This window comes from Leptolyngbya sp. 7M (genome assembly GCF_018128485.1).
Window position 1 is genome coordinate 1,405,307 of record NZ_CP070897.1, and the last position, 25,627, is coordinate 1,430,933.

The 25,627-nt window shown below is 50.5% G+C and carries 28 protein-coding genes and 1 tRNA gene; 14 read left to right on the forward strand and 15 right to left on the reverse strand.

The features are described from left to right. Positions 1-28 precede the first annotated feature (28 nt). From JVX88_RS06640 to JVX88_RS06665, 6 genes are all read right to left on the reverse strand, one after another. The gene (locus JVX88_RS06640; RefSeq protein WP_211626546.1) at positions 29-856 is read right to left on the reverse strand and encodes an energy transducer TonB; all 828 of its coding nucleotides are present in this window, start codon (positions 854-856) and stop codon (positions 29-31) included. Between the two features lie 115 nt (positions 857-971). Then, on the reverse strand, positions 972-1,421 hold the full coding sequence (locus tag JVX88_RS06645) for a DMT family transporter (RefSeq protein ID WP_211626547.1): 450 nt from the start codon (positions 1,419-1,421) through the stop codon (positions 972-974). A gap of 6 nt (positions 1,422-1,427) precedes the next feature. Further along, complete coding sequence (locus tag JVX88_RS06650) at positions 1,428-1,904, reverse strand: nucleoside deaminase (RefSeq protein WP_211626548.1); 477 nt, start codon at positions 1,902-1,904, stop codon at positions 1,428-1,430. Then, on the reverse strand, positions 1,905-2,747 hold the full coding sequence (locus JVX88_RS06655; RefSeq protein ID WP_211626549.1) for a glutaminyl-peptide cyclotransferase: 843 nt from the start codon (positions 2,745-2,747) through the stop codon (positions 1,905-1,907). Between the two features lie 12 nt (positions 2,748-2,759). Continuing rightward, positions 2,760-4,091, reverse strand: a complete 1,332-nt coding sequence (locus JVX88_RS06660; protein WP_211626550.1) for a DsbA family protein — start codon at positions 4,089-4,091, stop codon at positions 2,760-2,762. A gap of 69 nt (positions 4,092-4,160) precedes the next feature. Beyond that, a complete protein-coding gene (locus JVX88_RS06665; RefSeq protein ID WP_211626551.1) occupies positions 4,161-5,132 on the reverse strand; it encodes a cobalamin-binding protein in 972 nt (323 codons plus the stop codon). Positions 5,133-5,197: 65 nt separating this feature from the next. Here JVX88_RS06665 and JVX88_RS06670 point away from each other — a divergent pair, with 65 nt between their 5' ends. Beyond that, complete coding sequence (locus JVX88_RS06670; RefSeq protein WP_211626552.1) at positions 5,198-5,566, forward strand: VOC family protein; 369 nt, start codon at positions 5,198-5,200, stop codon at positions 5,564-5,566. A gap of 152 nt (positions 5,567-5,718) precedes the next feature. On the opposite strand, the gene JVX88_RS06675 is transcribed toward JVX88_RS06670, so the two are convergent. Next, entirely contained in the window at positions 5,719-6,024 is a 306-nt protein-coding gene (locus JVX88_RS06675; RefSeq protein ID WP_211626553.1) for a DUF2695 domain-containing protein, read from the reverse strand. 24 nt (positions 6,025-6,048) lie between these two features. Beyond that, the gene (locus tag JVX88_RS06680; RefSeq protein ID WP_211626554.1) at positions 6,049-7,299 is read right to left on the reverse strand and encodes a hypothetical protein; all 1,251 of its coding nucleotides are present in this window, start codon (positions 7,297-7,299) and stop codon (positions 6,049-6,051) included. Between JVX88_RS06680 and JVX88_RS06685 the strand changes: the two genes are divergently transcribed. The 6 genes from JVX88_RS06685 to JVX88_RS06710 all read left to right on the forward strand — a co-directional run bounded on the left by JVX88_RS06685 (position 7,287) and on the right by JVX88_RS06710 (position 13,556). Then, a complete protein-coding gene (locus JVX88_RS06685; RefSeq protein ID WP_211626555.1) occupies positions 7,287-7,586 on the forward strand; it encodes a PA14 domain-containing protein in 300 nt (99 codons plus the stop codon). The two genes, JVX88_RS06680 and JVX88_RS06685, sit on opposite strands and share 13 nt — an antisense overlap. A 29-nt stretch (positions 7,587-7,615) precedes the next feature. Then, on the forward strand, positions 7,616-10,483 hold the full coding sequence (locus JVX88_RS06690) for a GH92 family glycosyl hydrolase (RefSeq protein WP_211626556.1): 2,868 nt from the start codon (positions 7,616-7,618) through the stop codon (positions 10,481-10,483). A gap of 9 nt (positions 10,484-10,492) precedes the next feature. Beyond that, positions 10,493-10,741, forward strand: coding sequence for a hypothetical protein (locus JVX88_RS06695; RefSeq protein WP_211626557.1), 249 nt, complete (start codon positions 10,493-10,495; stop codon positions 10,739-10,741). A gap of 77 nt (positions 10,742-10,818) precedes the next feature. After that, positions 10,819-11,277 (forward strand): cytochrome c nitrite reductase small subunit, encoded by a 459-nt coding sequence (gene nrfH / locus JVX88_RS06700; protein WP_211626558.1) that lies wholly within the window; start codon positions 10,819-10,821, stop codon positions 11,275-11,277. Positions 11,278-11,307: 30 nt separating this feature from the next. Beyond that, complete coding sequence (locus tag JVX88_RS06705) at positions 11,308-12,777, forward strand: ammonia-forming cytochrome c nitrite reductase subunit c552 (RefSeq protein WP_211626559.1); 1,470 nt, start codon at positions 11,308-11,310, stop codon at positions 12,775-12,777. A gap of 68 nt (positions 12,778-12,845) precedes the next feature. Continuing rightward, a complete protein-coding gene (locus tag JVX88_RS06710) occupies positions 12,846-13,556 on the forward strand; it encodes a methyltransferase domain-containing protein (RefSeq protein ID WP_211626560.1) in 711 nt (236 codons plus the stop codon). Here JVX88_RS06710 and JVX88_RS06715 read toward each other — a convergent pair. After that, a complete protein-coding gene (locus tag JVX88_RS06715; RefSeq protein ID WP_211626561.1) occupies positions 13,501-13,899 on the reverse strand; it encodes a nuclear transport factor 2 family protein in 399 nt (132 codons plus the stop codon). The two genes, JVX88_RS06710 and JVX88_RS06715, sit on opposite strands and share 56 nt — an antisense overlap. Continuing rightward, positions 13,900-15,099, reverse strand: coding sequence for an argininosuccinate synthase (locus tag JVX88_RS06720; protein WP_211626562.1), 1,200 nt, complete (start codon positions 15,097-15,099; stop codon positions 13,900-13,902). A 104-nt stretch (positions 15,100-15,203) separates the two neighbouring features. Between JVX88_RS06720 and JVX88_RS06725 the strand changes: the two genes are divergently transcribed. After that, on the forward strand, positions 15,204-15,875 hold the full coding sequence (locus JVX88_RS06725) for a lyase family protein (protein ID WP_211626563.1): 672 nt from the start codon (positions 15,204-15,206) through the stop codon (positions 15,873-15,875). Continuing rightward, positions 15,853-18,015 (forward strand): ABC transporter permease, encoded by a 2,163-nt coding sequence (locus JVX88_RS06730; RefSeq protein ID WP_211626564.1) that lies wholly within the window; start codon positions 15,853-15,855, stop codon positions 18,013-18,015. Before JVX88_RS06725 ends, JVX88_RS06730 begins: the two co-directional genes overlap by 23 nt. Positions 18,016-18,035: 20 nt before the next feature. Here JVX88_RS06730 and JVX88_RS06735 read toward each other — a convergent pair whose 3' ends face one another. Then, a complete protein-coding gene (locus JVX88_RS06735) occupies positions 18,036-19,349 on the reverse strand; it encodes a hypothetical protein (RefSeq protein WP_211626565.1) in 1,314 nt (437 codons plus the stop codon). A gap of 157 nt (positions 19,350-19,506) precedes the next feature. Here JVX88_RS06735 and rdgB point away from each other — a divergent pair, with 157 nt between their 5' ends. The 4 genes from rdgB to JVX88_RS06755 all read left to right on the forward strand — a co-directional run bounded on the left by rdgB (position 19,507) and on the right by JVX88_RS06755 (position 21,180). Next, entirely contained in the window at positions 19,507-20,118 is a 612-nt protein-coding gene (gene rdgB, locus JVX88_RS06740) for an RdgB/HAM1 family non-canonical purine NTP pyrophosphatase (RefSeq protein WP_211626566.1), read from the forward strand. 55 nt (positions 20,119-20,173) lie between these two features. Further along, positions 20,174-20,250 (forward strand) — tRNA-Pro (locus JVX88_RS06745). Positions 20,251-20,358: 108 nt separating this feature from the next. Continuing rightward, positions 20,359-20,640, forward strand: a complete 282-nt coding sequence (locus JVX88_RS06750) for an HU family DNA-binding protein (RefSeq protein ID WP_211626567.1) — start codon at positions 20,359-20,361, stop codon at positions 20,638-20,640. Between the two features lie 291 nt (positions 20,641-20,931). Next, on the forward strand, positions 20,932-21,180 hold the full coding sequence (locus JVX88_RS06755; protein WP_211626568.1) for a hypothetical protein: 249 nt from the start codon (positions 20,932-20,934) through the stop codon (positions 21,178-21,180). A 64-nt stretch (positions 21,181-21,244) separates the two neighbouring features. Here the strand turns inward: JVX88_RS06755 and JVX88_RS06760 are convergent, their stop codons facing one another. From JVX88_RS06760 to JVX88_RS06770, 3 genes are all read right to left on the reverse strand, one after another. Further along, entirely contained in the window at positions 21,245-23,077 is a 1,833-nt protein-coding gene (locus tag JVX88_RS06760) for a hypothetical protein (protein ID WP_211626569.1), read from the reverse strand. 90 nt (positions 23,078-23,167) lie between these two features. Continuing rightward, complete coding sequence (locus JVX88_RS06765; protein ID WP_211626570.1) at positions 23,168-23,932, reverse strand: MBL fold metallo-hydrolase; 765 nt, start codon at positions 23,930-23,932, stop codon at positions 23,168-23,170. Between the two features lie 70 nt (positions 23,933-24,002). Beyond that, positions 24,003-24,392 carry a DUF1844 domain-containing protein gene (locus tag JVX88_RS06770; RefSeq protein ID WP_211626571.1) on the reverse strand — a complete coding sequence of 130 codons (390 nt, stop codon included), beginning with the start codon at positions 24,390-24,392 and terminating at the stop codon, positions 24,003-24,005. Between JVX88_RS06770 and JVX88_RS06775 the strand changes: the two genes are divergently transcribed. After that, a complete protein-coding gene (locus JVX88_RS06775; RefSeq protein ID WP_211626572.1) occupies positions 24,378-25,139 on the forward strand; it encodes an asparagine synthetase B family protein in 762 nt (253 codons plus the stop codon). The two genes, JVX88_RS06770 and JVX88_RS06775, sit on opposite strands and share 15 nt — an antisense overlap. A 34-nt stretch (positions 25,140-25,173) precedes the next feature. On the opposite strand, the gene JVX88_RS06780 is transcribed toward JVX88_RS06775, so the two are convergent. After that, positions 25,174-25,623, reverse strand: a complete 450-nt coding sequence (locus JVX88_RS06780) for an SRPBCC family protein (protein ID WP_211626573.1) — start codon at positions 25,621-25,623, stop codon at positions 25,174-25,176. Positions 25,624-25,627 lie beyond the last annotated feature (4 nt).

A 25,627-nucleotide genomic window follows, 5' to 3' on the forward strand; every position in this document is an offset into this window, starting at 1 on the left:
GTCTAGCTAACTGAACGATTTGACCAATTTAATTAAGCTGAAAGTTGTATGTGATTATACCAGTGGCCCGAACGGGCTCATTCGATAGTAGCGTAGGCGTGAACCTTGCCCGACGCGCGGCTTCTTCAGCCGTGCGACGAAGCATCGGATGGCCATTCAAAGCCTTCGCGGAGATCACCGAACCGTCGCGATCGATCGTTATCTGTATTTGTACTGACCCTTCCGCCCGCACTGCTTTTGCCGTTTCAGGATACGCCGGCTTCGGAAGAGATACCGCCTTTCCGTTCACCGGTCCGAGCGAAACCACCGTGTTCCTATTTGATTCTGGCCGCTTTATTGCCGGGGGAGGTTCTGCCAGCGTCTTATCCGATACAACAGCTACTGATTCGCCGAAGCCACCCGTTCGTGAGATTCCAGAGCCTGTGCTCCGGCTCTCATCTGAATTTGTCGCCGGCCCCGGCGGATCAAGATCGAACTTTCCTATAGTGAAACGCCCATCAGGCCGTTCTTTGAATTCGATCTTACCTGTCGCTACGGGTACGATCTTATTGGGTGTTTCGCTTATCTGTTGTATGGCTGCGGTTCGCATCGGCAGATCAGACGCCCGTCTGGTATCTCGCGGCACAGGATCATTCTCACGCGGGGGTTCAGCTTCCGGAGCATCGACGATCACCGGTGCCAGTATCTGGGAAACATTCAGATCTCCATTTCCGATATCAAAGTTCGCACCAAATATACTGATTAGCAGGCCGACGATCAATATCCCGCTCATCAAGAAGGTTGATGCGGCAAAATAGCCGCTGCGGCCTTTGTTCTTGCGTGTGTCGGTACCGGATTCTATTAATTTGTCAAGCATTCTAAGTCCTCCCTGCAGCATACCGGTGCCAACGGTTGTTCTTATAGACAACCTTAGGAAGAATTTGTTCCAGGAAATCTGGGTCAGATAATTTGGCAGGTCTGCATCTTTGCGATCAATATTTCCTGATCAATACGACGCCGAGTATGACAAGTATCGCTCCGCACACCCTTGCGAAAGATACTTCCTTTATAGGAACGTCGAGCAGACCAAAATGATCCATTACGAGACTCATCAGCACTTGGCCGGCGATGATCAAAGTAACAGTGGTTGCGACGCCAAGTTTGGGCAAAAGGACAATTGAAACTGCTACATAGAATGCACCAAGCAAACCACCGATCCACGAGATCGGTGACGCATTCTTTGCATTAGCTGCGTTTGCGATCGGTGTTCCGGTGATCAGAATATATGAGAGCAAAGCGATCGTCCCGACGCAAAAAGAAAGGAACGCCGAGATCAATGGACTTCCCACTGAATCCGCTAGCTTACTGTTAACTCCGACTTGCAGCGGAAGAAAGGTCCCTACGATCAAAGCAAGAAGAATATAAAAATATATGCTCGACATCCCTTCCTAATATTCAACTTTGTCCGGTTTTGCGCTCCATTCGTCAAAGACCAGCAGGCTTTCCTCGCGGAGGAGTTTGATCATCGGGATACGTCGCTCATCGCGGGCGACGCTCAATTCCTCGTAAATATGCTCATCGTCGAAACCGGCATTCGCAGCGTCTTGACGCGTGCACGCGATATATACCCGGTCCAGACGTGCCCAGTAGATTGCGCCTAAGCACATCGGACACGGCTCGCAGGAAGCGTATATTGTGCAGCCGGCCAATGTAAAAGAACCTATCTCCGCACACGCCCGGCGAATTGCGACTACCTCAGCATGCGCCGTCGGATCGTTAGTTGCGGTTACCCGGTTGCCGCCTTCGCCGATAATGAGTCCGTTACGTACGACAACAGATCCGAATGGGCCTCCGCCATCGTTCATTCCTTCGCGGGCCAGCTCGATCGCCCTGCGCATATATGTTTCGTGTTGTGTTGATCTCATTTAGGATGCAGGCTGGAGCTTTATCTCGTAAATGTTCCGCCAAAGTTTGCCTGTAACAAATATCCTGTCAGATTCCGCATCGTATGCGATCCCATTAAGCACTTCCGGCCGGCGCTCTTCGAGACCGGTGGCATTCTTGCGGCGTTCTTCGTCTGCAAGTTTTTCAAGGTCGATCCGCCCAACTACATTTCCTGTGCTGGGGTCGATACGGACAATAATGTCCCTCTGCCAGATATTTGCCCAGATCTCTCCTTTTATCCATTCCAGTTCATTTAGCTGCATTACTGGCCGTCCGCGTTCATCCTTTACAACTATCGTCTTGACCGTCTTGAAATTCTCAGGATCAATAACGCGGATCACGTGGGTGCCGTCGCTCATGTAGAGGTTAGTTCCATCTTCCGTCAATCCCCAGCCTTGTCCAGAATAAGTAAATTCCTGCAGTAGCCTGAAATCGGATAGGTTATACACGAACGCCTTCCCGTTTCGCCATGTCAATTGGAATAGCTTGTCATTGAGAATGGCTATCCCCTCACCGAAAAGTTCTCTTGGTATCTCGTGTTTCTGAAGGACCTTTCCGGTGTTGAGATCCACTTTGCGGATAGAGGAGATGAACCAATCTTTTGCCTCACCACCAGTGCCCTCATAAAGGAACCCTCCATGATAAACCAGTCCCTGGGTAAACGCGGTCGGGTCGTGTGGATACGTCTTTACGACTTCGAATGAATAAGTCGGTATTGCTCTTACGGGCGAGGTCGCCTGCCCGTTGGTAACTATTGCATTGTTCGCGGGAGCGTTTCCGCCACAACCTGCAAAACCAAAAACGACCAATAATAATACCACCATTCGCATAAGCTGCTATTTTACTCTATTTAGGGTCCTTTCGATCGCGACACGAAACTTTGGCTCGGAGAGCCCATGGTGTTTTATGCCATTGATGTAAACAGTTGGTGTTCCGCTAACGCCATATTTGTTTCCGTCCGCAATATCTTTTCGGATCTCTTCAGCGTTCTTCGGATCGGCTATGTCTGCCTTGAATCTTTCGAGATCAAGCTTAAGTTCGCCCGCATATCGCAAAAGCGAAGCATCATCGAGCGAGCGCTGATTGCCGTAGAGTATCGCCCCATACTCGAAATATTTTCCTTGTCGCGCGGCCGCGTTAGCAGCCAAGGCGGCTCGAAAGGCATTCTCATGAATGGATTCCAACGGAAAATCACGGATCACCAGACGCACCTTACTGCCAAACTCTACGGCAACCTTTCGTGCGACTGGACCAAACGCTGCACACGCACCACACTGAAAGTCATTGAACATAACGACGGTGACCGGCGCCGTTGCTGGGCCGAGAAATGGGTCATCATCCGCCGAGACCTCCAAAACAAGAGGCATAGGCTCCGGCAGCAATATCTTCGCTCCGTATTTTGCGAATAGACGGCGCTGCAGGTCATACCATAAATTCGTCCGTTCAGCGTCAGAAAATTCGCGCATCTTATCGGTTATCTCCGCCGCGATCACCGCACCGGGATCAGTTCCCTTTTCCACGGCTTCCTTATCGATCAGTTTCATCAGCAATGCGTCTTCTGTGGCAGCATAAAGCTCTTCATAGATATGCACTTCGACGTCATTAAGAGCGATGCGCTCCTCGTTCTCGAATTCACCCACTGTGTAATGCTTTCCATCCAGTATGAATAGAACATCAGCCGGCTTTCTTGGAGCCGCGTTAACATCTGTACCGAGTGAGAAACGATACTTTGTTTTTAGGCGGGTTAGCAATTCATTCTCTGCTTTCTCCTCAGGCTCTTGCATCAGAAAACGAACGATCTGCGGTCGTACTTCCTCAAGAGAGCGGTTGCCGATCGCTCCTCTGTTAGCATCGTAAATGGTCTTGATCTCCACATCCGTCGGTTGCTTTAACCTCTTGAACTCATCAGCGAGCACCTGTTCGCCGGTAGTGCCACGCGATCGACCCTCAGCGTTCAGTAGCATTTCCGCGATCTTCTTTTCAAGGATTCGCTTCCGATTTGATGCTGCAACTTCCTTCTGTTTCTCGTAAAGTGACCTGGCGTTCTCTGAAAGGTCCGTTGGCGTTATCTTTATTCCGGCCGCGGTAGCCAACTCGCTCGAAGGGTTCTGTGCAAATACAAACGCACTGAAGGCAAAGAAGATAACAACTATCGCAAATCTATCCATATTTTTCTTGAGAAACGGTTTCTTTCTGAGCAACTAAGGCCTCAAGATCAAACCCACAGATCATTTTACCTACTCCGGAAAATTGAGTAAGCCACGTTCGATCCTTATCGCTTCCTCCGGTGCCGGGAAACCAAACATAGAAGGGTGGAACACCTTTGCTAATATCTCAACCCCATCAATTATTCGCGGGCCTGGACGCGAAAAATAGCTTGTCGCATCGATCGCCCAAACTTCTCCGCGCTTGATGGCTTCCATTTCCTTCCACTCTATTGGGAAGTATGTATTTTCAAGTTGCCGCATAGTATCGGCAATATAATAGCCACACGGTACAAGCACGAGCACCTCAGGATTCGATTCAGCGATCGCTTGATAGGTTGTCGTTACTGAACGGCTTCCGGCCTGGCCAAGCACACAGTGTCCTCCAGCTTTTTCAACTTGTTCGGGCACCCAATGTCCCGGGGCGAACGGCGGCTCAAGCCATTCAAGCATCATTACCTTCGGCCGATGTCCAAGAAACTCGATCTTCTGCCAAATTGCTCCAAGGCGGCCTACCAGATCCGCCACTAGATCATCAGCCCTCTTTCGAACGCCCGCTAGCTCTCCGACGGTTACGATCGTGTCGAAAATGTCTTCTATCGAATTCGGCTCAAGCGAGATCACCGTTGCTTCCGCAGTATAAGTTCTCGCAGCTTGATTCACTATCTTGTAGTTGACCGCGCAAACGTCGCAAAGCTCCTGCGTGATTATAAGATCAGGTGAAAGCCTCTCTAGCAATGCTGTATCTAGATCATAGATCGTCCCGTGGCCGTCAAGTTGTGAACGAACGGCGTGGTCTATCTCAAGGCTGGTCATCGTTTCATGCGAAATACGACTAGAGGTAAGATGAGGCCTGTCCGAAATATCCTCCGGAAAATCGCACTCGTGCGTTATACCAACCAAACTTTCCTTGAGACCAAGCGCACAAACGATCTCTGTTGCCGATGGCAGAAGCGACGCGATCTTCATATCAACCAAATTATCACACGAACGATCGGTAAGCATTTCGAGCTGATTTCTTTAAGAAACGTCCCGGCGGCGCTAAAATACTGCCAAGAGAGGAAGTTTACATGAGTGAGATAAGATTCTCGGGCACCGTCGATCACGTGGCCGTCAAATGCGACGATCTGCAGAATTCGGTCGAGGAATACAAAAGGCTTGGGTTCAGTGTGGAAACCCTTTATGACGATTGGGCAATGATGCGTGATGTAAAGGGCTTCGGCATCGCTCTGCTTCCTCCCGGATCAAAACATCCTCCGCACTTTGGGCTTCGCGTTGAAACGATGGAAGAGCTTATTGCCGCCGCCGAAAAGGAAGGCCGCCCGATCAAACCGCATCGCGACGGAACTTCATCGTTCTACACAAAAGGCGTCGATGGCAACATTGTTGAACTCATCTATTATCCACCTCATACAAATCAACATGGATCAGGATCCTAATTCCTCTTGTGTTTTCTGCGTGGTCCCTAACGCGTATTACATTCTGGTCATACCGGCAAATAACATTTGCTAACTCAGATGTCTCACACCACAGCCTTCATCGGACAAGATGGCAAATCTGATAAAAAATAGTGTAATAAAATCCAAGATTACTAATCGTCCCCAAATTTCGCGCGCCAAATAGGAGCGATCTGTTCCATTATTTTGCAGTCACAATACCCGCCGTTTGCTGTTAGCCAGTGGGTCAATTTCCCGAAATCAAGACGATTGTCCATCATAAATTTCATCGCGTACTGCAGACTGTGATTACATTCGCTCTCAAAAAGTTCGTCCTCGATATGGTCTAGCAACGCGCTGATGGTTGCCTGCCCTGCGGGAAGGGTATCGAGAAATTGTTCAAGCTCTTCACCCGAAAGTTGCTCAAGGCTTTCTATCTCACGTTTTTTAAGGATCGGCATAGGTCCAGTTTACCTGAGTTGCAGCTATTGTTTCATATATCCGGTCCAATGAAATAGCCAAGTCGCGTAAGTATTCGTGAATAAAGCAAAAGCATAAACAGACCATTCCAGCCGGCTGATACGCTCACGCGAACTTTCAAGTAAGATGATAAACAACCATGGCAGACAGACCATCGCATATCGGTAGCCAAACTGCCATCCACCGGAATTACCGTGCATCCACAGAACAGTACACAATAAAATAAGCGCGCACCAAGAAAGGTACTTTAGGGTTGCGTCTCTAGCGCCGGAACGCAATGCAAAAAGGATGAACGGACTGCTGATCAGAATTGAACTGCTAAAGCCATTCGGTCTTAAATATGGAAATGTTGGTCGGTACTCCCAAGGCTTGAATAGCATTTCCCAAATCTGTCCCGGAATATACCAGACAGAGAAAATCCCGTGGCGATACCAGGGCTCTTGCAAAACTCCGGGAATGCGGGAATAGCCAAAATCACTGAGGGAATCGAACCTGACAAAATTATACGCAAGGGTGAAAACGCCAAGTATGAACGGGATAACACAAAATGAGAATATTTGACGCCAACCGGCTCGTATGAGTTGAGCGACCTCATTCAGGCTTGTAGATCCGCTCTCCGAATTCTTTCGGATCAGAAGATAGATAAAGATCGGTGCGGTAAGCAAAAGCTCTGTTCTGTTCCCGAAAGCAAGCGCGAAAAATGCTCCTGCAATAAACGGCCTTCGATCAAAAATAGCGAAATAGATAGCGCCGAATCCGCCAAGCATTGCAAAACCTAACGCAAGCTGCCAGGCTCCTCCCATTGTCAGATTCGTCCATGCAAAGGTCCCGAATAATATGCCGAACGTCATTAGAATTGACCTGATTCCGGGTACTCCGTACCTATTCGCGATCAAGAACATAAATGACGCAGAACCCGCCGCGCACAACGCGGAGAGGAATGCGGATGGCATTTCATTGATGATTCCAAGTGACTTTAAGACTGCGGCAGGGATCATTGTGAGGACACTGCCGAGGGGAAAAACAGAATAGAAATAACCACCATACGGGACAAACTCATTGAGCCATGATGGCTGGGGAAGCGTAAATCCTGTCGAGCCGCGAAGCAACTGGCCAGCTACTCGAAAAGTGTAGTCATAATAGTGACTCGGGGCGGGATTGGTGAAAAAATAAACTATTCCCGCGGCAAGGGAAAGGAGCGCGATCCGGGATCTGGTCAGCGATGACTGTCCATCTTTCTCTGTTGAAAAAACCATTCGCCGTCACATTCGACGGCTATTTCCGCGTGCCTGAGGATGGGGTATATGAATTCCAAGTTGATTCGACCTGGGATGCGACCATTCTGCTCGGTGATAATAAGATCATCGACGATGCCGGTACAAAAGACCGCAAGATCCGCTCGGCGATCGTGCCGCTGAAAGCCGGCTTGCATAAGATGTCACTGCGATACAACCATCGCGGCGGCGATCCGCATTTTAGATTTCGCTGGGGCATCAAAGGCCGCGGCCTCACCCAGGCTTGGGGCGGCGAGTTTGTGCATTAGGAAAGAAGTCAGAAGTCAGGAGTAAGTGCATGAGAAATTACAGTTGTCCGCATGCTGTGAGATCTTCGGACCCGTACCGAACTGGCCGCCTGCTTACGCTGGCGGTTCTGACACTGCTCACCGCATACTGCTCGCTGCTCACCGCGCAGACGCGCGATTATACTCGGTGGGTAAATCCTTTCATCGGCACGGGCGGCCACGGGCATACGTTTCCGGGGGCGACGATGCCGTTCGGAATGGTCCAGCTCTCGCCCGACACGCGCATCGACAACTGGGACGGCTCTTCCGGCTATCACTACTCCGACGACATCATATACGGCTTCTCGCACACTCACCTCTCGGGCACCGGTATCCCGGATGGAAGCGACATTCTGTTCATGCCGACCACTGTAGAACCGAAAATGCCGGAAGGAGGCCGATCGATCACAGATGGCCGATATCACCAGAAGTTCTCGCACGCGAATGAACGAGCCGAGCCGGGCTACTACACTGTAAAGCTTGATGACAATATTCTCGTCGAGCTTACTGGAACCGAGCGAGTTGGGTTTCACCGATATCGGTTTCCAACCGGATCGATGCAGCGAGTGATCATCGATCTTGAATGGCGCGATCGAGCGTTGAACTACTGGCTCAATTCGATCAGCCGTAATGGAAATCTGCAGGTTGAAGGCTATCGCACCTCATCTTCTTGGGCCAAGAACCAGAGGGTCTATTTTGTCGCGGAGTTCAGCAGGCCATTTGGGTCGATTAAGCTTGGTCGAGACCGTGTAGATCCGAACGCTGAGACACGATACGCGGTGCTTGGATTTGACGAGAGATCCGGAGAGGAACTGCTTGTCAAAGTCGCCATCTCCTACGTCTCGATCGAAGGGGCCCGCAAGAATCTCGAGACCGAGTTGCCGCACTGGGATTTTGACAAGGTTCGTGCGGATGCCAAAGCGGCGTGGAACAAAGAGCTGTCGAAGATCGAAGTTACCGGCGGGACGGAAGATCAGAGGACCGTTTTCTATACCGCGCTTTATCACACGATGATCCACCCGAACGTCTTTAATGACGTGGATGGCAGGTATCTCGGCCATGATCGGAAAATTCATCAACTTCCGGGCTACACATTGCAGAAACCCGCGCGTCAGCAAGGGCGTAACGCTCAACGTTCGAGTAAGGCTCTTGCTGATGCGCGTGCCTCAGCATCTGACCATTACACCGTTTTTTCGCTCTGGGACACGTTTCGGGCGGCGCATCCGCTATACACCATCATCGACCAGCGGCGGACGGTCGATTACATCAATTCGTTCATTCGGATCTATGAACAAGGCGGGCGGCTGCCGGTATGGGAATTGTGGGGCGAAGAGACCGACACGATGATCGGCTATCACTCCGTCAGCGTGATCGCCGACGCGATGGCAAAGGGCATCAAAGGCTTCGATTACGAGAAAGCGTACGCCGCCGCAAAACATTCCGCCAACCTCGACCACCACGGCCTTGCCGCGTACAAACGCCGCGGCTATATCTCAGGCGAAGACGACAACGAATCTGTTTCGAAAACCCTCGAATACGCATACAACGACTGGTGCATCTCTCTGATGGCCGAACTTTTGCAAGGCCTGGCCGTAGAGCGGATGAAGATTTCCCCCGATGCGCAGACCCAACGGGCCATTGACCAATACAGAGCAGATGCCGGCAACTTTCGACGACGCTCGCGGTACTTCGAAAACCTATTCGATCGCGAAACCGGCTTTATGCGACCGAAACGCAATGGCGGATTTATCGAGCCCTTTGCACCGAACGAAGTTACCTTTCACTTCACCGAAGGGAATTCCTGGCAGTATTCGTTCTTCGTTCCGCATAATGTCCCGCGTTTGATCGACCTGATGGGCGGGAGCGAGAAATTTGCCGCAAAGCTCGACGAGCTTTTCACGACCGAGCAAAAATTGACCGGCCGCTTTCAACCGGACATCACCGGCCTGATCGGCCAATATGCCCATGGCAACGAGCCTTCGCACCACATTCCGTATCTTTATAACTACGTTGACCAACGCGGAAAGGCGCAGAAGTACGTCCGCAAGGTAATGGACGAGTTTTACAAGAATGCACCCGACGGCCTGATCGGCAACGAAGATTGCGGGCAGATGTCCGCCTGGTATGTGCTTTCTGCTTCCGGCTTTTACCAGGTCGCGCCGGGAACGCTATATTACGAGTTCGGAACGCCGCTCTTTCCTGAGATCAAATACCATCTCGAGAATGGACGGACCTTCACGATCCGGGCTGCGGGCCTCTCGGAAAAGAACATTTATGTGCGTTCGCGCTCGCTGAATGGAAAGCGTCACCCCCTCGCTACACTTAGCCACGCCGACATTATGAACGGCGGTGTGCTGGAATTTGAGATGGCAGAAAAGGCCGATGATATTGACGGTTTCCGATGCTGCAAGATCGTGACCAACGATGTCGCGGTCCCGGTCATCAACGGCCCGCGAACCTTTCGCGAAAAGGCGAGTATTTCTATCAAAACTATCTGGCCGGGAATGAAGGTCTTTTACACGACTGACGGCACAGTTCCAAGCGAAAGATCAAAGCAGTACCTAGCACCATTCGAGGTAACCGAAACCGCCGAGGTCAAGGCGATCGCTGTCGATGAAAAAGGCAATCGCAGTCTGCCAGTCGAGGCCAGGTTTCAGAAGCGAACGAACGATTGGACGGTAAAACTCAATTCAGAATACAACCATCAATATCCCGGCAACGGCGAAGACACGATCATCGACGGGCTTCGCGGGAACGCGAATTTCGCGGCCGGTGAATGGCAAGGATTCTGGGGACGGCCGTTCGAAGCGGTGATCGACTTGAAACGGCCGACACGCATTAACCGCGTCGGCGGCAGCTTTCTGCAAACCGTTCGTTAGTGGATATGGATGCCCGACCGCGTCGAGTTCGAAGCCTCGGGCGACGGCATTGCATTTCAAAAGATCGCCGAGATAAAAACGAATTTTCCAGTCCGGGATGAAACACCTCAAGTAAAGGAATTTCATTCCAATTTATCGCAGCCGATAACCGCCCGATATATCCGTGTGAGGGCATTCAATTTCGGCAAGATCCCAACATGGCATCTCGGCGCCGGCGGTGACCCATGGATCTTCGTGGACGAGATATTTATCGATTGACCGAAGCACTGCGGTTCCGTATAAAGATTGACGCCAGACTGATTCTTCTATAACATTCCCGACCAGATTCTTCTGGCGTGTCATTATATCTTCTAAAATTGATCGTGGCGGGGATCGGGCTTGGCCTTGCGATCGGGGTCGGGTTCTTTACTTTCTGGTACGGCAAGGGGTATTCCTATATGACCAACAATCCTGAAGCCTGCGCTAATTGCCACATTATGAATGAGCAATACGATGGTTGGCTCAAATCTAGCCATAAGGCCGTGGCAAGCTGCAACGATTGTCATACCCCGCCCGACACAATCGGAAAATATTCAACAAAGGCTTGGAACGGATTTTGGCATTCGTATTATTTTACCGTCGGCGGATTTCATGAACCGATCAGAATAAATGAGCGAAACCGGCAGATCACTGAGCAATCATGCCGAACGTGCCACCAGACTATGGTTCACTCGATCACCGTCTCTGAATCGGTAAAAGAGTTCGAGCAGGTTTCCTGCATAATGTGTCACCGGAACGTAGGACATATGCATTAATGGGCACTTTCTTGATTGAAGAGGTCATGAATGAGCGAAGAAAAAATTGAAAACACCGCTGAGTCTAATGAAGCAAAAGCGACAGCAGCTAAGTCTCGACCCAGAATGTTCGGGTTAAAGGTTGTGGTTCTTGCCGCATTCGCATCATTTGCCGCGGCAATACTTGGCTTGGCTCTGCTCACGAACATCTTTGAGCGAAAACAGGAAGCGCGCAATCCATTCTTTCGCGTTGTTGAGCTTAACGACGAAACTTATGACCCGGCCGTTTGGGGAAAGAATTTTCCGTTGCAATACGATAGTTATCTCCGGACGGTAGATCAGGTCCGAACACGATTCGGGGGAAGCGAAGCGATACACAGAACGCCCACCAAGGCCGACCCGCGTTCGATCGTTGCGCAATCAAGGTTGGAAGAGGATCCGCGATTGAAGACTATGTGGGACGGCTACGCCTTTGCGGTTGATTTTCGCGAAGAGCGTGGGCACGCCTATATGCTTGAGGATCAAACATTTACTGAACGCCAAGCGGTGGTGCAGCAGCCGGGTACGTGCATAAACTGCCATGCTTCTGCCTATCCGGCATATAAAAAGCTCGGCGATGGCGATATTTTTAAAGGTTTCCACGAGCTGAACAAGATGCCTTGGCAGGAAGCTCGGAAGGAAGTTTCTCATCCGGTCGCCTGTATCGATTGCCACGATTCTCAGACGATGGCGTTGCGTATCACGCGTCCAGCTTTTATGGAAGGCATAAAGTTCGTTAAGGCCTCGCAGGGAATTGAGAATTACGATGTAAATCGTGATGCCACCCGGCAAGAGATGCGCTCATATGTTTGCGGTCAATGCCACGTTGAATACTATTTCAAAGGACCGGAGAAAACCCTTGTTTATCCCTGGCAGAAGGGATTGAAGGTCGAGAATATGCTTGAGTATTACGACGAGGTTAAGCATAAAGATTGGACACACAAGCAGACCGGTGCCGAGGCTCTAAAGGCACAACATCCTGAGTTTGAAATGTATAATCAGGGGATTCACGCCCGCGCAGGCGTTTCGTGTGCTGATTGCCATATGCCCTACGAGCGTCAGGGAGCAATGAAGATAAGTAGCCATCACGTACGGTCGCCGCTGCTGAGCATAAACACATCATGCCAGGTCTGCCACAAAGGAACCGAGGAAGAACTTAAGGTTCGGGCAGAAACCATTCAGGAAAGGACTTACAATCTTCGCAGTATCGCAATGGATGCTCTCGTGCAGTTGATCCAAGACATTACGGCAGCAAAGAATGCCGGCGCATCCGATGCGGATCTAGCTGCATCACGTGACTTTCAAAGAAAGGCTCAATTCTTTTTGGATTTTGTCGAGGCAGAGAATTCGATGGGCTTTCATGCACCTCAAGAAGCGACGCGCATTCTGGGCGAATCGATCAACTTTTCCCGCTTGGGTCAGGTTTCGCTCAGAAGTGTTAAGCTTTCAACGAATCTAGCAGCTTACCGGGCTTCGAGTTGATACTAAATCCTTTGATCTGATCGTGAAACGTCCGTCGTTCTGGCGGACGTTTTTGCTATTCTCTTTATGTGTTCAAATCTCGTTCGACAGAGCCGGAGCGGATCGATACCGGCGATTATTCCCTCGCCGAATACCAGCTTTTTCTAAGGGAAATAGCGTTCATTAACCGATTCTTGGGCGACGGCCTGGCATTAAAGAAAACCTTGTTTCGTGAGATCACGCGGGGCAAGGCCACTGAATTCTCGCTTTTGGATGTCGGGTGTGGCGGCGGAGAGCTGTTGCGGATCACAGCAGAATTCGCTCAGAGGCAAAACATAAAGACGCGTCTTGTTGGATTGGATCTGAACGAGATCGCCGCGGAAGCTGCCAAAAATAAGCTGATAGATGTTCCGGAGCTAACCATATTACGTGGCGATGCATTCCGACTGCCGTTCGCCAGCAATTCTTTCGATTATGTTATCTCTTCGCTCTTTCTACATCACCTCGACGACGAGCAGATCCCGCTCGCCATCAGCGAGATGTCCCGCATTGCCAGGCTTGGAGTCTTTGTTATCGACCTTGAGCGCAGCCGCGTCGCATATTACCTTTACAAACTTTTCTGTTTTGCTTTTCGCATCTCGCCGCTTGTAACGCAGGATGGAGCTTTGTCTGTGAAGAAAGGGTTCAGGACAAGCGAATTTACTTCATACTCACCAGGCGCAGTTTGCCGTCGCTCTTTTCCATTCAGGCTGGTCCTTTCTCCACCCGCTGGAGCATTTCACCCATCTTCTGATGAATGAGGTTGATCGCCTTAAGCGGACGAATCATCACCTTGAATTCGGTGATCTGCCCCTCATTGTTCCAACTGATCAAATCGATGCCGTTGACCATGATGCCGTCGATCTGGGTTTCAAACTCAAGCATGGCATCGCTCTTGCCAGCGATCTCACGAACATATCTAAAACCGTCATTGCCGAAAACATTTATAGCCGCGGTCAAATACATCGCCGTTTTCGCCTTCCCAGCTTGCGGGATATGAACCACCGGCGAATAGAAAACGACATCATCCGCCAGCAACGCATCAAGCAGCCCCGCATCCCGCGTGCGGAGCACATCGTGCCATTTATCAACAATTGTTGCCATCTAATCCAAATTCCTTAGTCTCAGCCGCAACGCCTGGAGTTTTATAAAACCTTCCGCGTCGTGTTGGTCGTAGGCTCCGGCGTCGTCTTCGAAGGTTACGACACGTTCGCGGTAGAGCGAATTTGGCGATTTACGGCCGTTGATTATGACGTTACCCTTGTAGATCTTTAGGCGAACGTCGCCGGTCACAGCCTCTTGAGTTTGGTCGATCATCGATCGTAGGATCTCGAATTCAGGTGCGAACCAGAAGCCGTAATAGACCGATTCGGCAAACTTGGTCCCGAGCGCATCTCGGAGGCGCATCACCTCGCGGTCCATCGTTATTGATTCGAGCGCGCGGTGGGCGGCCATCAGTATCGTCACGCCCGGTGTCTCGTAAACACCCCGCGATTTCATCCCGACAAAGCGGTTCTCGACCAGATCGACGCGGCCGATGCCGTGCTCTCCTCCCAAATGATTCAGCTTCGAAAGCAAATCTACCGGGCTGTATTTTTCACCATCGATCGCAGTGGGCTCACCTTTTTCGAAGGAGATAGTTATCTCCTGTGGTTTGTCTGCCGCATTCTCCGGCGACTTGGTTAATAAGAATATACCTTCAGGAGGTGCGGTCCATGGGTCTTCCAAAATGCCCCCCTCGTAGCTTATGTGCATCAGGTTGCGGTCCATCGAATATGGCTTCTCGGCCGAAGCAGTCACAGGAATTCCGTGTTTCTCGCAGTATGCCATTAGGTCCGCACGGCCCTTGAAATCCCAATGCCGCCAGGGAGCTACCACCTTTATGTCCGGCTGAAGAGCATAATAGGTAAGCTCAAAACGCACCTGATCGTTTCCCTTACCGGTCGCTCCGTGTGCGACCGCATCCGCACTTTCGCGCTGTGCGATCTCGATCTGACGTTTTGCGATCACGGGACGGGCAAGCGATGTGCCGAGCAGATAAACGCCTTCATACAAAGCGTTTGCCTTGACCGCCGTCCAGACAAAATCTTTAACAAACTCTTCCCGGAGATCCTCGACGTAAAGCTTAGAAGCACCGGTTGCGATCGCTTTTTCTTCAAGCCCGTCAAGCTCCTCGCCCTGGCCGACATCCGCTGTGTAACAGATGACTTCACAGTCGTAGGTCTCTTTCAACCAGAGCAGCATCGCCGATGTGTCCAGCCCGCCGGAATAGGCAAGTACGACCTTATTGATCTTTTCTTTCATTTAAGTCTAGTTTTAAGAATAGTTTCAGCTATAAGCTTTAAGCCGTGAGCTACTTTCACGAAACCTATTGTACGATCTACAATTATATTCTCACGGGAATAAGTATGAGCAAATCGGGCAAGTTATGGGGCGGTCGATTCACCGAAGGCCCGAATGAAACGTTCTCTGAATTCAATAATTCGTTTAGGTTCGATCGTCGGTTGTTTGCAGCGGATGTCCGATGCAGCATCGCTCATGCGCGCGGGCTCTCGCATGCAGGTTTGCTGACCTCAGATGAGGCAAAAGCGATAATAGAGGCATTGGAGGAAATGCTCAGTGATGCCAAGAGCGATAGCTATTTTGAGGCACCCTTAGAGGACGTCCATTCTTTTATCGAATCAAAGTTAATTGAAATGGTCGGCGATGCAGGCCGAAAACTCCACACCGGACGCAGCCGGAACGATCAGGTCGCAACAGCTTTGCGATACTGGCTACGTGGTGAAATAGACGAGATCGAGGAGCTTGTGCGGTCAACCCAGTCCGCTTTGCTCGACTTGGCAGAGCGTCATCGAAAAGCGGCGATCCCTGGCTACACACATTTACAGAAAGCCCAACCGATCCTTTTTGCGCACTGGTGCTTGGCTTACTTTGAGATGCTGAAGCGGGACCGGGATCGGCTTGCTGATGCCAGGGATCGGGTTAACGTGATGCCGCTTGGGTCAGGCGCCTTGGCGGGAACAGGCTTTCTTAAAGGGGATCGAACCGCCTTTCCCATTGGTTGGGAGTTTTGTTCTTGATGATGGTTCTGATTTCGACCATTCGCTTTTGGCCAATAACGGAGCAGTTGTGGCCCGGATCTTACTTGAAGATCTTAGCGTTGCGGTCGGCGATCGCATCAAGATCGGCGGCGGGGAATTTGAGATACGCGGAACTTTCGATCAGGAGCCAGGAGGGGCAAGCGGATTCCGCCTTGGCCCGAGGGTCTTCATTCAAAAACGTGCGTTCGAAGAAGCTGGGATCACGCAGAGCTCAAGCCGTGTAAGACGAGCAATCCTATACCGGACATCGAACAACCCCACCGGTCTGGTCGGGCGGCTTCGGGACGAGCTGAAAGGAACCACGCTTCGGGTTCAATCCTATCGCGAGACGCAGGAAAGGCTCGGCGAGCAATTCGCTCGAACAGAGAATTACCTTGCGCTGACAGGCCTTTTGATACTCGTACTCGGCGGTGTGGGTGTTTGGAACGTGTCACGAGCATTCGTTGAACAAAAGCGAAAGGCCGTCGCGGTGCTAAAATGCCTTGGTGCAAGCGGGAATCGGATCATAGCCGTCTATCTTTTTCAGGTAGTTACTCTAGGCCTGATCGGTAGCTTGTTCGGATTGGTGCTTGCCCAATTGGCTCTCTGGTTAGTTCAAAGCCATTTCGCGGAAGATCTTCCGGAAAAGATGTCGTACACAATAGCCTCGGGCACGGCTTTACAAGGCATAGCATTGGGTGTTCTGATCTCGACGCTTTTCTCGATCCTTCCGCTTCTGCAAGTTAGAAATATCAAACCTCGTCTGCTTCTAAGAGATGAGACCAATGCCAGCCTTCGAAAGCTTGACCCGCTCAAGTGGGTGATAGGCGGGTTATGCATTACTGGTGTTCTCGCCCTTGCTATTTGGCAAGCTGGATCTTTAGTGGTCGGCATTTTCTTCATCGCCGGCTTGGCGATCACCTCAGCAGTTCTATTCGCAGCAGCGCATTTGCTCGTTAAGCTGCTGAGTCGGCTAAGGGGCTATGGGCCTTTCGCCTTCCGTCAGGCTATAAATTCTCTTTATCGCCCGGGAAATCAAACGCGTGTTGTTTTATTGGCCGTCGGACTTGGAGCATTCGTCGTGCTTGCTGTGCAATCGCTTCAAACTAACCTAGTGCGGGAGTTCGATTTTACCCGTAATCAGCGGCTTCCTGCTCTTTTTTTTGCCGATGTTCAGAAAAGTCAGGTAACGGATCTTGCGGAGGTTATTCGGGAAAAGATCGGCGAAGAACCGGAGATAACCCCGACAGTTCGGGCCAGGATCGCATTTGTAAATGGCAAACCGATAGATTTCGGCAATCCGGAAGTTCGCCAACAGCAAGGACAGATCGGACGCGAATTTGCGGTTACTTACCGACCTCAGCTTGATGCAAACGAAAAGGTGATCGCCGGTCGATGGTGGGATGTAAACAATAAGACTGTTCCAGAAGTCTCTGTGGAAGAAGTGATGGCTTCGCGGCTTAAGGTCATTCCGGGTGATTCGATCACGTTCGATATCTCCGGGCGAACCATTACGGCACGCGTGGCTGGGATAAGAAGCATAGATCTACGAAATACAAGGACTGCATTTATATTTGTGTTCAGTCCCGGCGTGCTTGAGCAGGCTCCCCAGAGTTTTGCTGCGACAGTATTGAAGCGGGTGGAGCCGACCGAACGACAACGCTTGCAGCGACAGGTTCTGGATAGATTTCCAAATGTTCAGATATTCGATGTGGCCGACATAATCTCTGCCGTTCAAAAACTGATAAACAATTTCGTTCTTGCGATCTCTTTCGTCGGCGGCTTTGTTGTTTTGACGGGTATTTTAATACTTATCGGTTCGATAGCACTGACAAAGTCTCAACGTATCTATGAGAATGCGATCCTGAAAACACTCGGGACCCGACGCATTGGGCTCGTTTCGATACTTTTTGGGGAATACGGAATTCTGGGGCTATTGGCAGGAATGATCGGCTCCGGGTTCGCTGCGATACTGTCTTGGGCCGTAAGTAGCTTTGTGTTGGATATACAGTGGCAGCCGGAACCAATGCTGCTGATCTTGGGTGCGATCGTTACCGCAGTTATTGTGATGCTGGTCGGTGCGGCAGCGAGCTTCGATGTTTTATTCAAGAAACCTCTTTCAACGCTTCGCTCGCAATAAAGAAAGATCTGGCAGGTATGTTAGTGGTCCTCAAGCGGATGATTCGCCAGCACAGCACGCATATTGACTTGACCCAAAAGCGTTTCCAGATAGGCTCCAAAACGATGAAGAATGGGAACAAGATCGGTCAACTCTCGCGTGAACTGCACTTCTTCGATAAAGCGTTCGAGCGTTTCTTTATCCTTGTAATATAAGAAGTGCATTGCTTCGTGCGTGAAGAATTCTACTGTGTTGCGCATATTCTCAATATTACTTTGAGAAGCATTTGCCTCGGCTTCTTTCACCGACTTCAGCAAACTGACAAGGGCTGAGCGAAGCACCAGAGATTGTTCAAGTTTTGTCTTGAACGCCGGGAAGATGTCGGCGACAACTTTAGAAGGGTCGAGCGATCTGGCAAAACTTGTGATCACCTCTTCAAAACTTGCCGATAAGAGCGACTGAGCCACCTCGATCCGTGCATAAACTATCTGAGCGGGCCGAATACCTAGAACATTTAAAAGTTCTTGCTGAAAGGCTTTCTTAAGTTCCAGCGAGGTCGTGTAAGAGGCGGCGTCCAGTGCGATGAAGAAATCCGATTCCTCATCGGAGAGCATCGCAAGCCGATGATTGATCTGTTGGATCAGATTAGTGGCTTTCTCGTGAACGAAAGCGAATATCAGCAGAGCAGGTTTCAACGGTTCATCGTTGCGGAGCATCCTTGAGATAACTGTCAATGCTTTATGAACTGAAGCATATTCACGTAACACGCCAAGAAGCTCGGCCGTTTCGAGATCTACGCGATCTGCTGCAGAGATCATCTTTTTCACAGCCTCTGGAAGCGAACTTTCGCCCGGATCGCGTGCAAGCGACTGAAAACGGTCAACGGCGCTCGAGTTGATCAGGCGTTCCTGTATGGAGGTCCGCCAGGCTTTCCATTCATGAGCGCGCATGCTGCCGGCACGAGCCAAGCTTTCATTGAGCACAAGCAGCGAGCGTATCACTTCGGCGATCTCAACATACATTTCTCCCGTTGCGATCGGCTTGGCTTGGGGATCGTCAAATTCGGAATATCGCAATCGCGAGAGCAGCTCAGAAGCACGCAGCAGCCCTGCGCGCGTCAAACGAAGGGCCTTGTACCAGTTCCGCGAATCAAAACTCCGAGCGCCGGCATCCATAAAGAGATACTCGAATCCGGTAGCAAAGGCTTCTATTCCTGCAAGCCAAAGTCCTAGCTCATAGGCAAGCTCTGCAGGTGCAGTAGGACGCGAATTGTCTAAAACGCGAATATCTATCACGGCTCCGTTATAGATAGTTCCGGGCACAAATACAGGTTGACTTGTGATAGTTGCTGTCAAGGTATGGTCTCCTAAGCGGGATAAAGCGGTGAGCGGCCGTGGGAAACTGCCATTTATTTTATACACTTAATCCTGCTGTTTTGGCAATACTTAAGTTTTTATTTAGCAATGCAGCGCTACGGACTGCGAATTAAATTGTGAGGTTTTCGAAGCTCCTGTGAAAGACTTTGGCAGAATCTTGATCGGAACGCATAACACGGGCAAAGCCGGCGAATTGCGGGCACTTCTTTCTGACCATCCGTTCGAGATCTTGGATCTGAACTCCTTTCCTCATCTGCCCTCGCCGGAGGAAACCGGTCTCACTTTTCAGGAGAATGCAGTAATCAAGGCAACCGGCTATGCAAGAGGTTCCGGAATGTATTCAATGGCTGACGATTCGGGGTTAGAGATCTATGCTCTTGAGGGGGCCCCCGGCGTTCATTCTGCTCGTTACGGCGGACCGGAGCTTGATGATGCCGGCAGGATCGCATTGGTCCTAAAACGACTTGAGAATGTGCCGCCGGAGAAGAGGTCCGCGCGCTTCGTAGCGTCGATCGCTTTAGCATCGCCGGATGGCGACCTGCGATTTGTATGTGAGGGGGAATGCAGAGGAAGGATAGCAGAATGCTCTCGAGGTGCAGGAGGGTTCGGATATGACCCGATATTCATTCCCGAAGGATATGATGAAACTTTCGGCGAGCTTCCTGCCCAAGTTAAGGCAAGGATCAGCCATCGCGCGCGGGCGATCTCAATTTTTATTCGATATTTACTTGATTTTTCGGGCATCTGACTTGACCTTGCTTAATTTCGCTTGTAGAATTCGACACTTGATTCTGGGGTTTTCACGGGGCGTAGCACAGCCTGGTAGTGCGCACGGTTTGGGACCGTGAGGCCGCAAGTTCGAATCTTGCCGCCCCGACCATCAGGCTGGAAAGTTTCCCTGAATAGTTTGCCGGAGATCGCATTCCATTCGCAGGCAAGGATCAAAGTCAGTTTTTAATTTCAATCACCTTGGAGGTTAATCAATATTATGGCTCGTATGACACAAACGGAGATCATCAACAGCATGGCTGAAGCAAGCGGCATGAGCAAAAAAGACGTTAAGGGATTTTTTGATTCCCTCGCAGAGCTTGCTACTAAAGAAGTAAAGAAGAACGGTGAGTTCACTGTTCCCGGATTCGGAAAGCTGGTCAAAGCTACTCGAAAGGCAAGAGAAGGACGAAATCCTGCTACCGGTGCGGTTATCAAGATCCCTGCAAAGACCACCGTAAAGTTTCGTCTCGGCAAGGCCATGAAAGATGCTGTGAGCTAGATCGCCAAGGTTGGATACGATAACTTTTAAAAAGCCGGTAAACATCTGAGTTTACTGGCTTTTTTGTGTCTGGATGAATTTGCGAAAAAGTTCACAACCTGAAAAAAAAATGGTGACATTGTTAGAATTTTCTGTTAACATATTATTACATTGATGGTTCGAGCTTCCGAGCGATTGGTCGATTGAGACGTTTATCCACGTAGTATTTCGATGCGTCGCCTTTTTTATTGATTGCGAGGCCCGTCAATGGTTTGGATAACGTAAATTTTACGTAGTAAAGGAGAAGAACAAGTGGCAGCAGCTAAACCGATGACTTTGCAGGACAGGATCCTGCAGATCGATCATATTCAGGCTCGCCGGTTCTCAAAGCTGACCGGTGATTGCGTTGAGATCGCGACTGAAGGGATAATCAGGCACCTCCGTGCGTGCGCTCGCATGGACGTTAATCCTGATGCCTCGGCGGTCCGTGAGATCATTGATGATGCGTTGAATGGAAGGCGGGTATTTGCCGAAACTTCCAACGATCTTCTTGCCGCCTAATCGTCGCCTGGATCTTTAATTAGCAATACATACTGGACCGCCATTGTTAGGCGGTCTTTTGTATTTACTTCAGCCTGACCTCGTAGAGAATGTGGTCGCCGATAGCCTCCGAATCAGTTATTTCGTACCATCTCTCGAGATTTTCAAGGTTGGGAGGATCATCTCGGCGAGCGACAAAATACGAAATGGTCGGTGTCCGGGCATTCTCGATGGAAAAGTTCTTAACATACTCTCCAAATTTCCTGACCTCGGCATCGATCTCACCGTATGTCAGAGGCTTTGCATCCACGCTAAGTCTGTCTGTATGCCGTCCCCATCCGAAAAGAGCTATCTGCGACACGAAATCATTCTTCAATAGCCAGTCGAGCGTCTTTTCCGTCGCTCCTGAATAATAAAGCTGCTGGTAGTACCGTTCTGTGCTCTCTTGCCAAGAGAGCCCGGCAAACACGTGTTGATGTCGAGCCCAAAGAATATTTTGTGGAGCGACGGAAGGCATATCATCGGCAAATATGCCGTCAAATGAAAGAACCGTCATGCGATGAGGGTCAGGGTGCTGTTTGGCCAATTCTTCCAATCTTTTTGCCACTAGCAATCCTTTATCCCGTTCGATATTCGCTTCGTCAAGCACGCGAACTGTGTAATGACATTCAACAAAGCCCCAAAAGACCGCCGCAACAAACAATAGTGACGAGATGATCCTCACACTGGTTCGTCCTTGCCCAAGCTTCGTCCGCCACAGAAGGCCGATAGAGCCAAAGACTGCTAAGGCAGCAACGTAATTTCCTATGAAGACTTGATAGTGTATCGGCTGAAGCGAACGCCCGGTTATCACCTGTTGATTGAATACAACGAATGAGACCAATGCCAACCCCAGCACGAACAAAACGGCACGATCTTTAAGCTCAAAGCGCTTTAGGGCGACGCCAACGATCAGCATCAGCAGAACGCCAAAGCTAATGTATTCAGGAAAGCGGAAGAAGTCCGGCATCCGCGTATGAACAAGCAATTGGACGTGGTCCATTGTCTCGCCTCGCTGCGAAAGCAGATATGCATAAGGCAGTAATGCCAGCACACATCCCGCACCGACGAAAGCAAGCCGTTTCAGATCATCTCGCCAGCCCTCAGGCCGCTCGATCAGCCATACAAGGAATAAACACCCTAGAAACGCCTTAGCCGTCGTCCATATATAGAAATAGCTGTAGAGGCAATATGAAAATGCCACGATCGCGACGCCAACAAAAACAAGACTCTTTCTGTTGATCGCTGCTCGTGCCAGATCCGCATCATTCGCCTCCGTGGTGCGTCCCTGACCGATCAGCATCCACAGCGACCCGACAAACAGGAAAAAAGCCGGCATTCCCAGCGCGGGAATATATCGGCGAAAACCAGGAAAGTTCGGATATGAGAATCCATCGAAAAAGATCTCAGACATCGCTCCTTCACCGGCGGCGACGGTGCCGAAGGCAAAGACTGCAAGAGCGGCGGCCATCGCGTACCAGTTGTCACCGGTAAGTCGCCCCAAAAGCCAGAAAGCTAGGAATGCGGCAAAGAAACCGGCTATGGCCCCGGCCAATATCATTGCCATCGGTGTGCCGACACCAAATATTCGAGCGGGGATGGAGATCGTATAGGGAGCGGCGAATTGAATAGAGAAAAGTGATTCCGGTTGCGGGACTTCGGGGGTTTGGTCACGCCCGGAATAAGGGTCGTTTTTTCGTGGGCGTCCATCGATCAAGGCTCGCACATATGAGGCATAAGCGACCTCATCGATGTCATTGTAGGCATAATGCCCGTTCCATTCCGAACCGCGCAGATAGAACATCTTCATCTGCGGGTAAAGGCAAAATAACGCAAGGAATATCCCGGCAAGAACACCAAACCGCCAGCGGAGTTTCATAAACAAAAAGAAAAAGTTAACACATCAGAGCATACGTGTCGCGCAAACCGTTAGAATTAGTCATGTCACTTTATACATTTCCCGAGTGATTCACTCATTTGAAACGACCAAGCCGTCGTAGGATAAGCTGACGTTGTCGGGTAGCAGCTTCGAATCGCGCGAATGAAGAATGTCGTGATTGAGGTGTGTCAGGAAAGCGCGCTTTGGCCGAAGTTCCTCAATTATCGAAAGAGCTTCTTCAAGATGCAGATGTGTAGAATGAGGCTTTATTCTTACGCAATCAAGTACGAGAACATCCAGATCGCGAAGGCCGTCCATCGAATCCGGCGGAATCGTTTTTAGGTCAGTTGCATAAGCGAAGTCGTTAAACCTATAGGCGATAACCGGAAGCTTCCCGTGGATTACCTCCAGCGGTGTTATCTCTATCTCCCCGATGCAGAATGGCGATCGGTGCACCACGGTATGAGGGATCAGTTGGGGCAGGCCGCCGCCAAAATGTGTCGGCTTAAAGATGTATTGAAATATGCGGCGGAGATCGGTCCATGCGACCTCATTTGCGAAGACCGGCATCGCGCCGTATCGGAAATTCAGCGGCCGGATGTCATCAAGCCCGAAAACATGATCTACATGGCAATGTGTTATTAGCACGGCATCGAGCCTTCTGATATTCGCTCGTAGAGCCTGCTGTCGGAAATCGCTGGAAGTGTCTACAAGAATTGTCTTGCCTGCGTGTTCGATAAGGACCGAGACACGAAGTCTCTTATCACGCGGATCGTTTGAAAGACACGTCTCACAATCGCAGGCGATCGAGGGAACGCCGGTAGATGTGCCTGTGCCGAGAAATGTTAACTTCATGGTCCGGGAATATTTGCGTCCTCAGGAAGTCTCGAAAGTCCTTCCCAGACTTCCCGGACATCCTTTGTTTTCAGGACTTTTTCCCTAGTATATCTGCTGCGCCGAATTTCTGTGCGGCCTGAGCCTTAAGTTTCTCTTCGGTAGCTCTGACCATAGTCACATACTGCATCCTTAGGTCCGCAAGCAATCCGTCAAAGATCCTTGATTCTTGTGGAGATAAATTGCCTTTGGTCTTTTCCTTGATCATTGCCAGGACATCAAGCCAATACTTTCCCGTGTCAAGGTCGAGCGAACGCTGACCGGTCGCCGGATGGGGTACCGCGCCCAGAGCGGCAGCTGCATTCGTCGCCAATGTCGAAAGAAAGTTGATAAAACTTGCCGGGTCATCCGCGCCAAGAAGTTCTTCATCATCAAGCTGGTCAGCGAACTTTTTGCCGGCTATCCGATGTACTACGCACACACTGTGGCGGCGAAATATCTGGCGATCCCGTCGATATTGCGTCGTGGTTTGATCGAGCCCATAGTTAACGCGTTGCCGGTTTCTACGACGAACTTGTCGTTCGATTACAAGGCAAAGCGATTCATCCGTGCGGCGAATTACGATGCGGTCACAAGACACCATTCGTGGTTTGGTTCCTTTTCATTAGACCAGCACGAGGAGCTCTTTTCCAAAGATCTGCTTGCCCAAACCGATGCCGATATTTACCGCGGCGTGCGTGAGCTTGTTCGCCGCTCTGACGCGAAGAACATCATCGAACAGATGCAGTACGCTGACATCAATTACTATCTAGCCGAGGATATCCTGACGAAAGTGGACAGGGCGGCGATGGCCGTAAGCCTCGAAACGCGTGCGCCATTTCTCGACCCGCGCATCGGGCAATTCGCCGCTTCGATCCCTGTGGAATACAAGCTAAACGGTAAAGCGGGCAAGGTGATCTTGAAAGAAGCGATGCAGCATCTCCTGCCGCACGAAATACTTCATCGCCCCAAGAAAGGATTTGGCATCCCGATCGCCGAATGGCTGAAGGGACGGCTCAATGCTCTGCTGCGCGATATGCTCGCACCTGAACGGATCAGAGATCAATACCTGTTCAATGCAGACTATGTGCAAAAACTGATCCGCGAGCACGAAACTGGAAAAGCATCGCACCACAAAGAGCTTTGGACGCTGCTGGTCTTTCAGCTTTGGCAAGAGAGTTTTTTGTAGGCAAGTAAATTGAATGTGCTGATCAGCAAAGATCCTAAGAAACGCCCGTGCAGGCAATTTGCCTTAGCATGTGATTCCTTCGCTCCACAATATTCCGCAAACGGCGCCGCACGAAAAGCAGATCTGCAACTGTGCCCAATATCCCGAATGGCGATCTCCATTTAAGCGTATCGCGCATCAGCGTACCGCCGTCTTTTGGGGTGAATTCGTGAATATGACGAAACTCGCGAAAAGCTCCGGAGATCATCGTGTCAGTAATAAGACGATCCGGCTCAAACTCACTAACTTCGACAATAAGCACCTGCTTCATTCCAAACACTTTGCTTTCAAATCGCACACGCTGCCCAAGCCCGAATTCACCTTCGACGAAAGTATGTGTTGCGGTAGGCAAGCGCGGATCGCGGACAAGCGTAAAACACTTGTTCGGCGGCGCCTCTATAAACGATTCGATCTCAAGTTTGGAGGTGTTTGTGCTTACTGTCACCAAA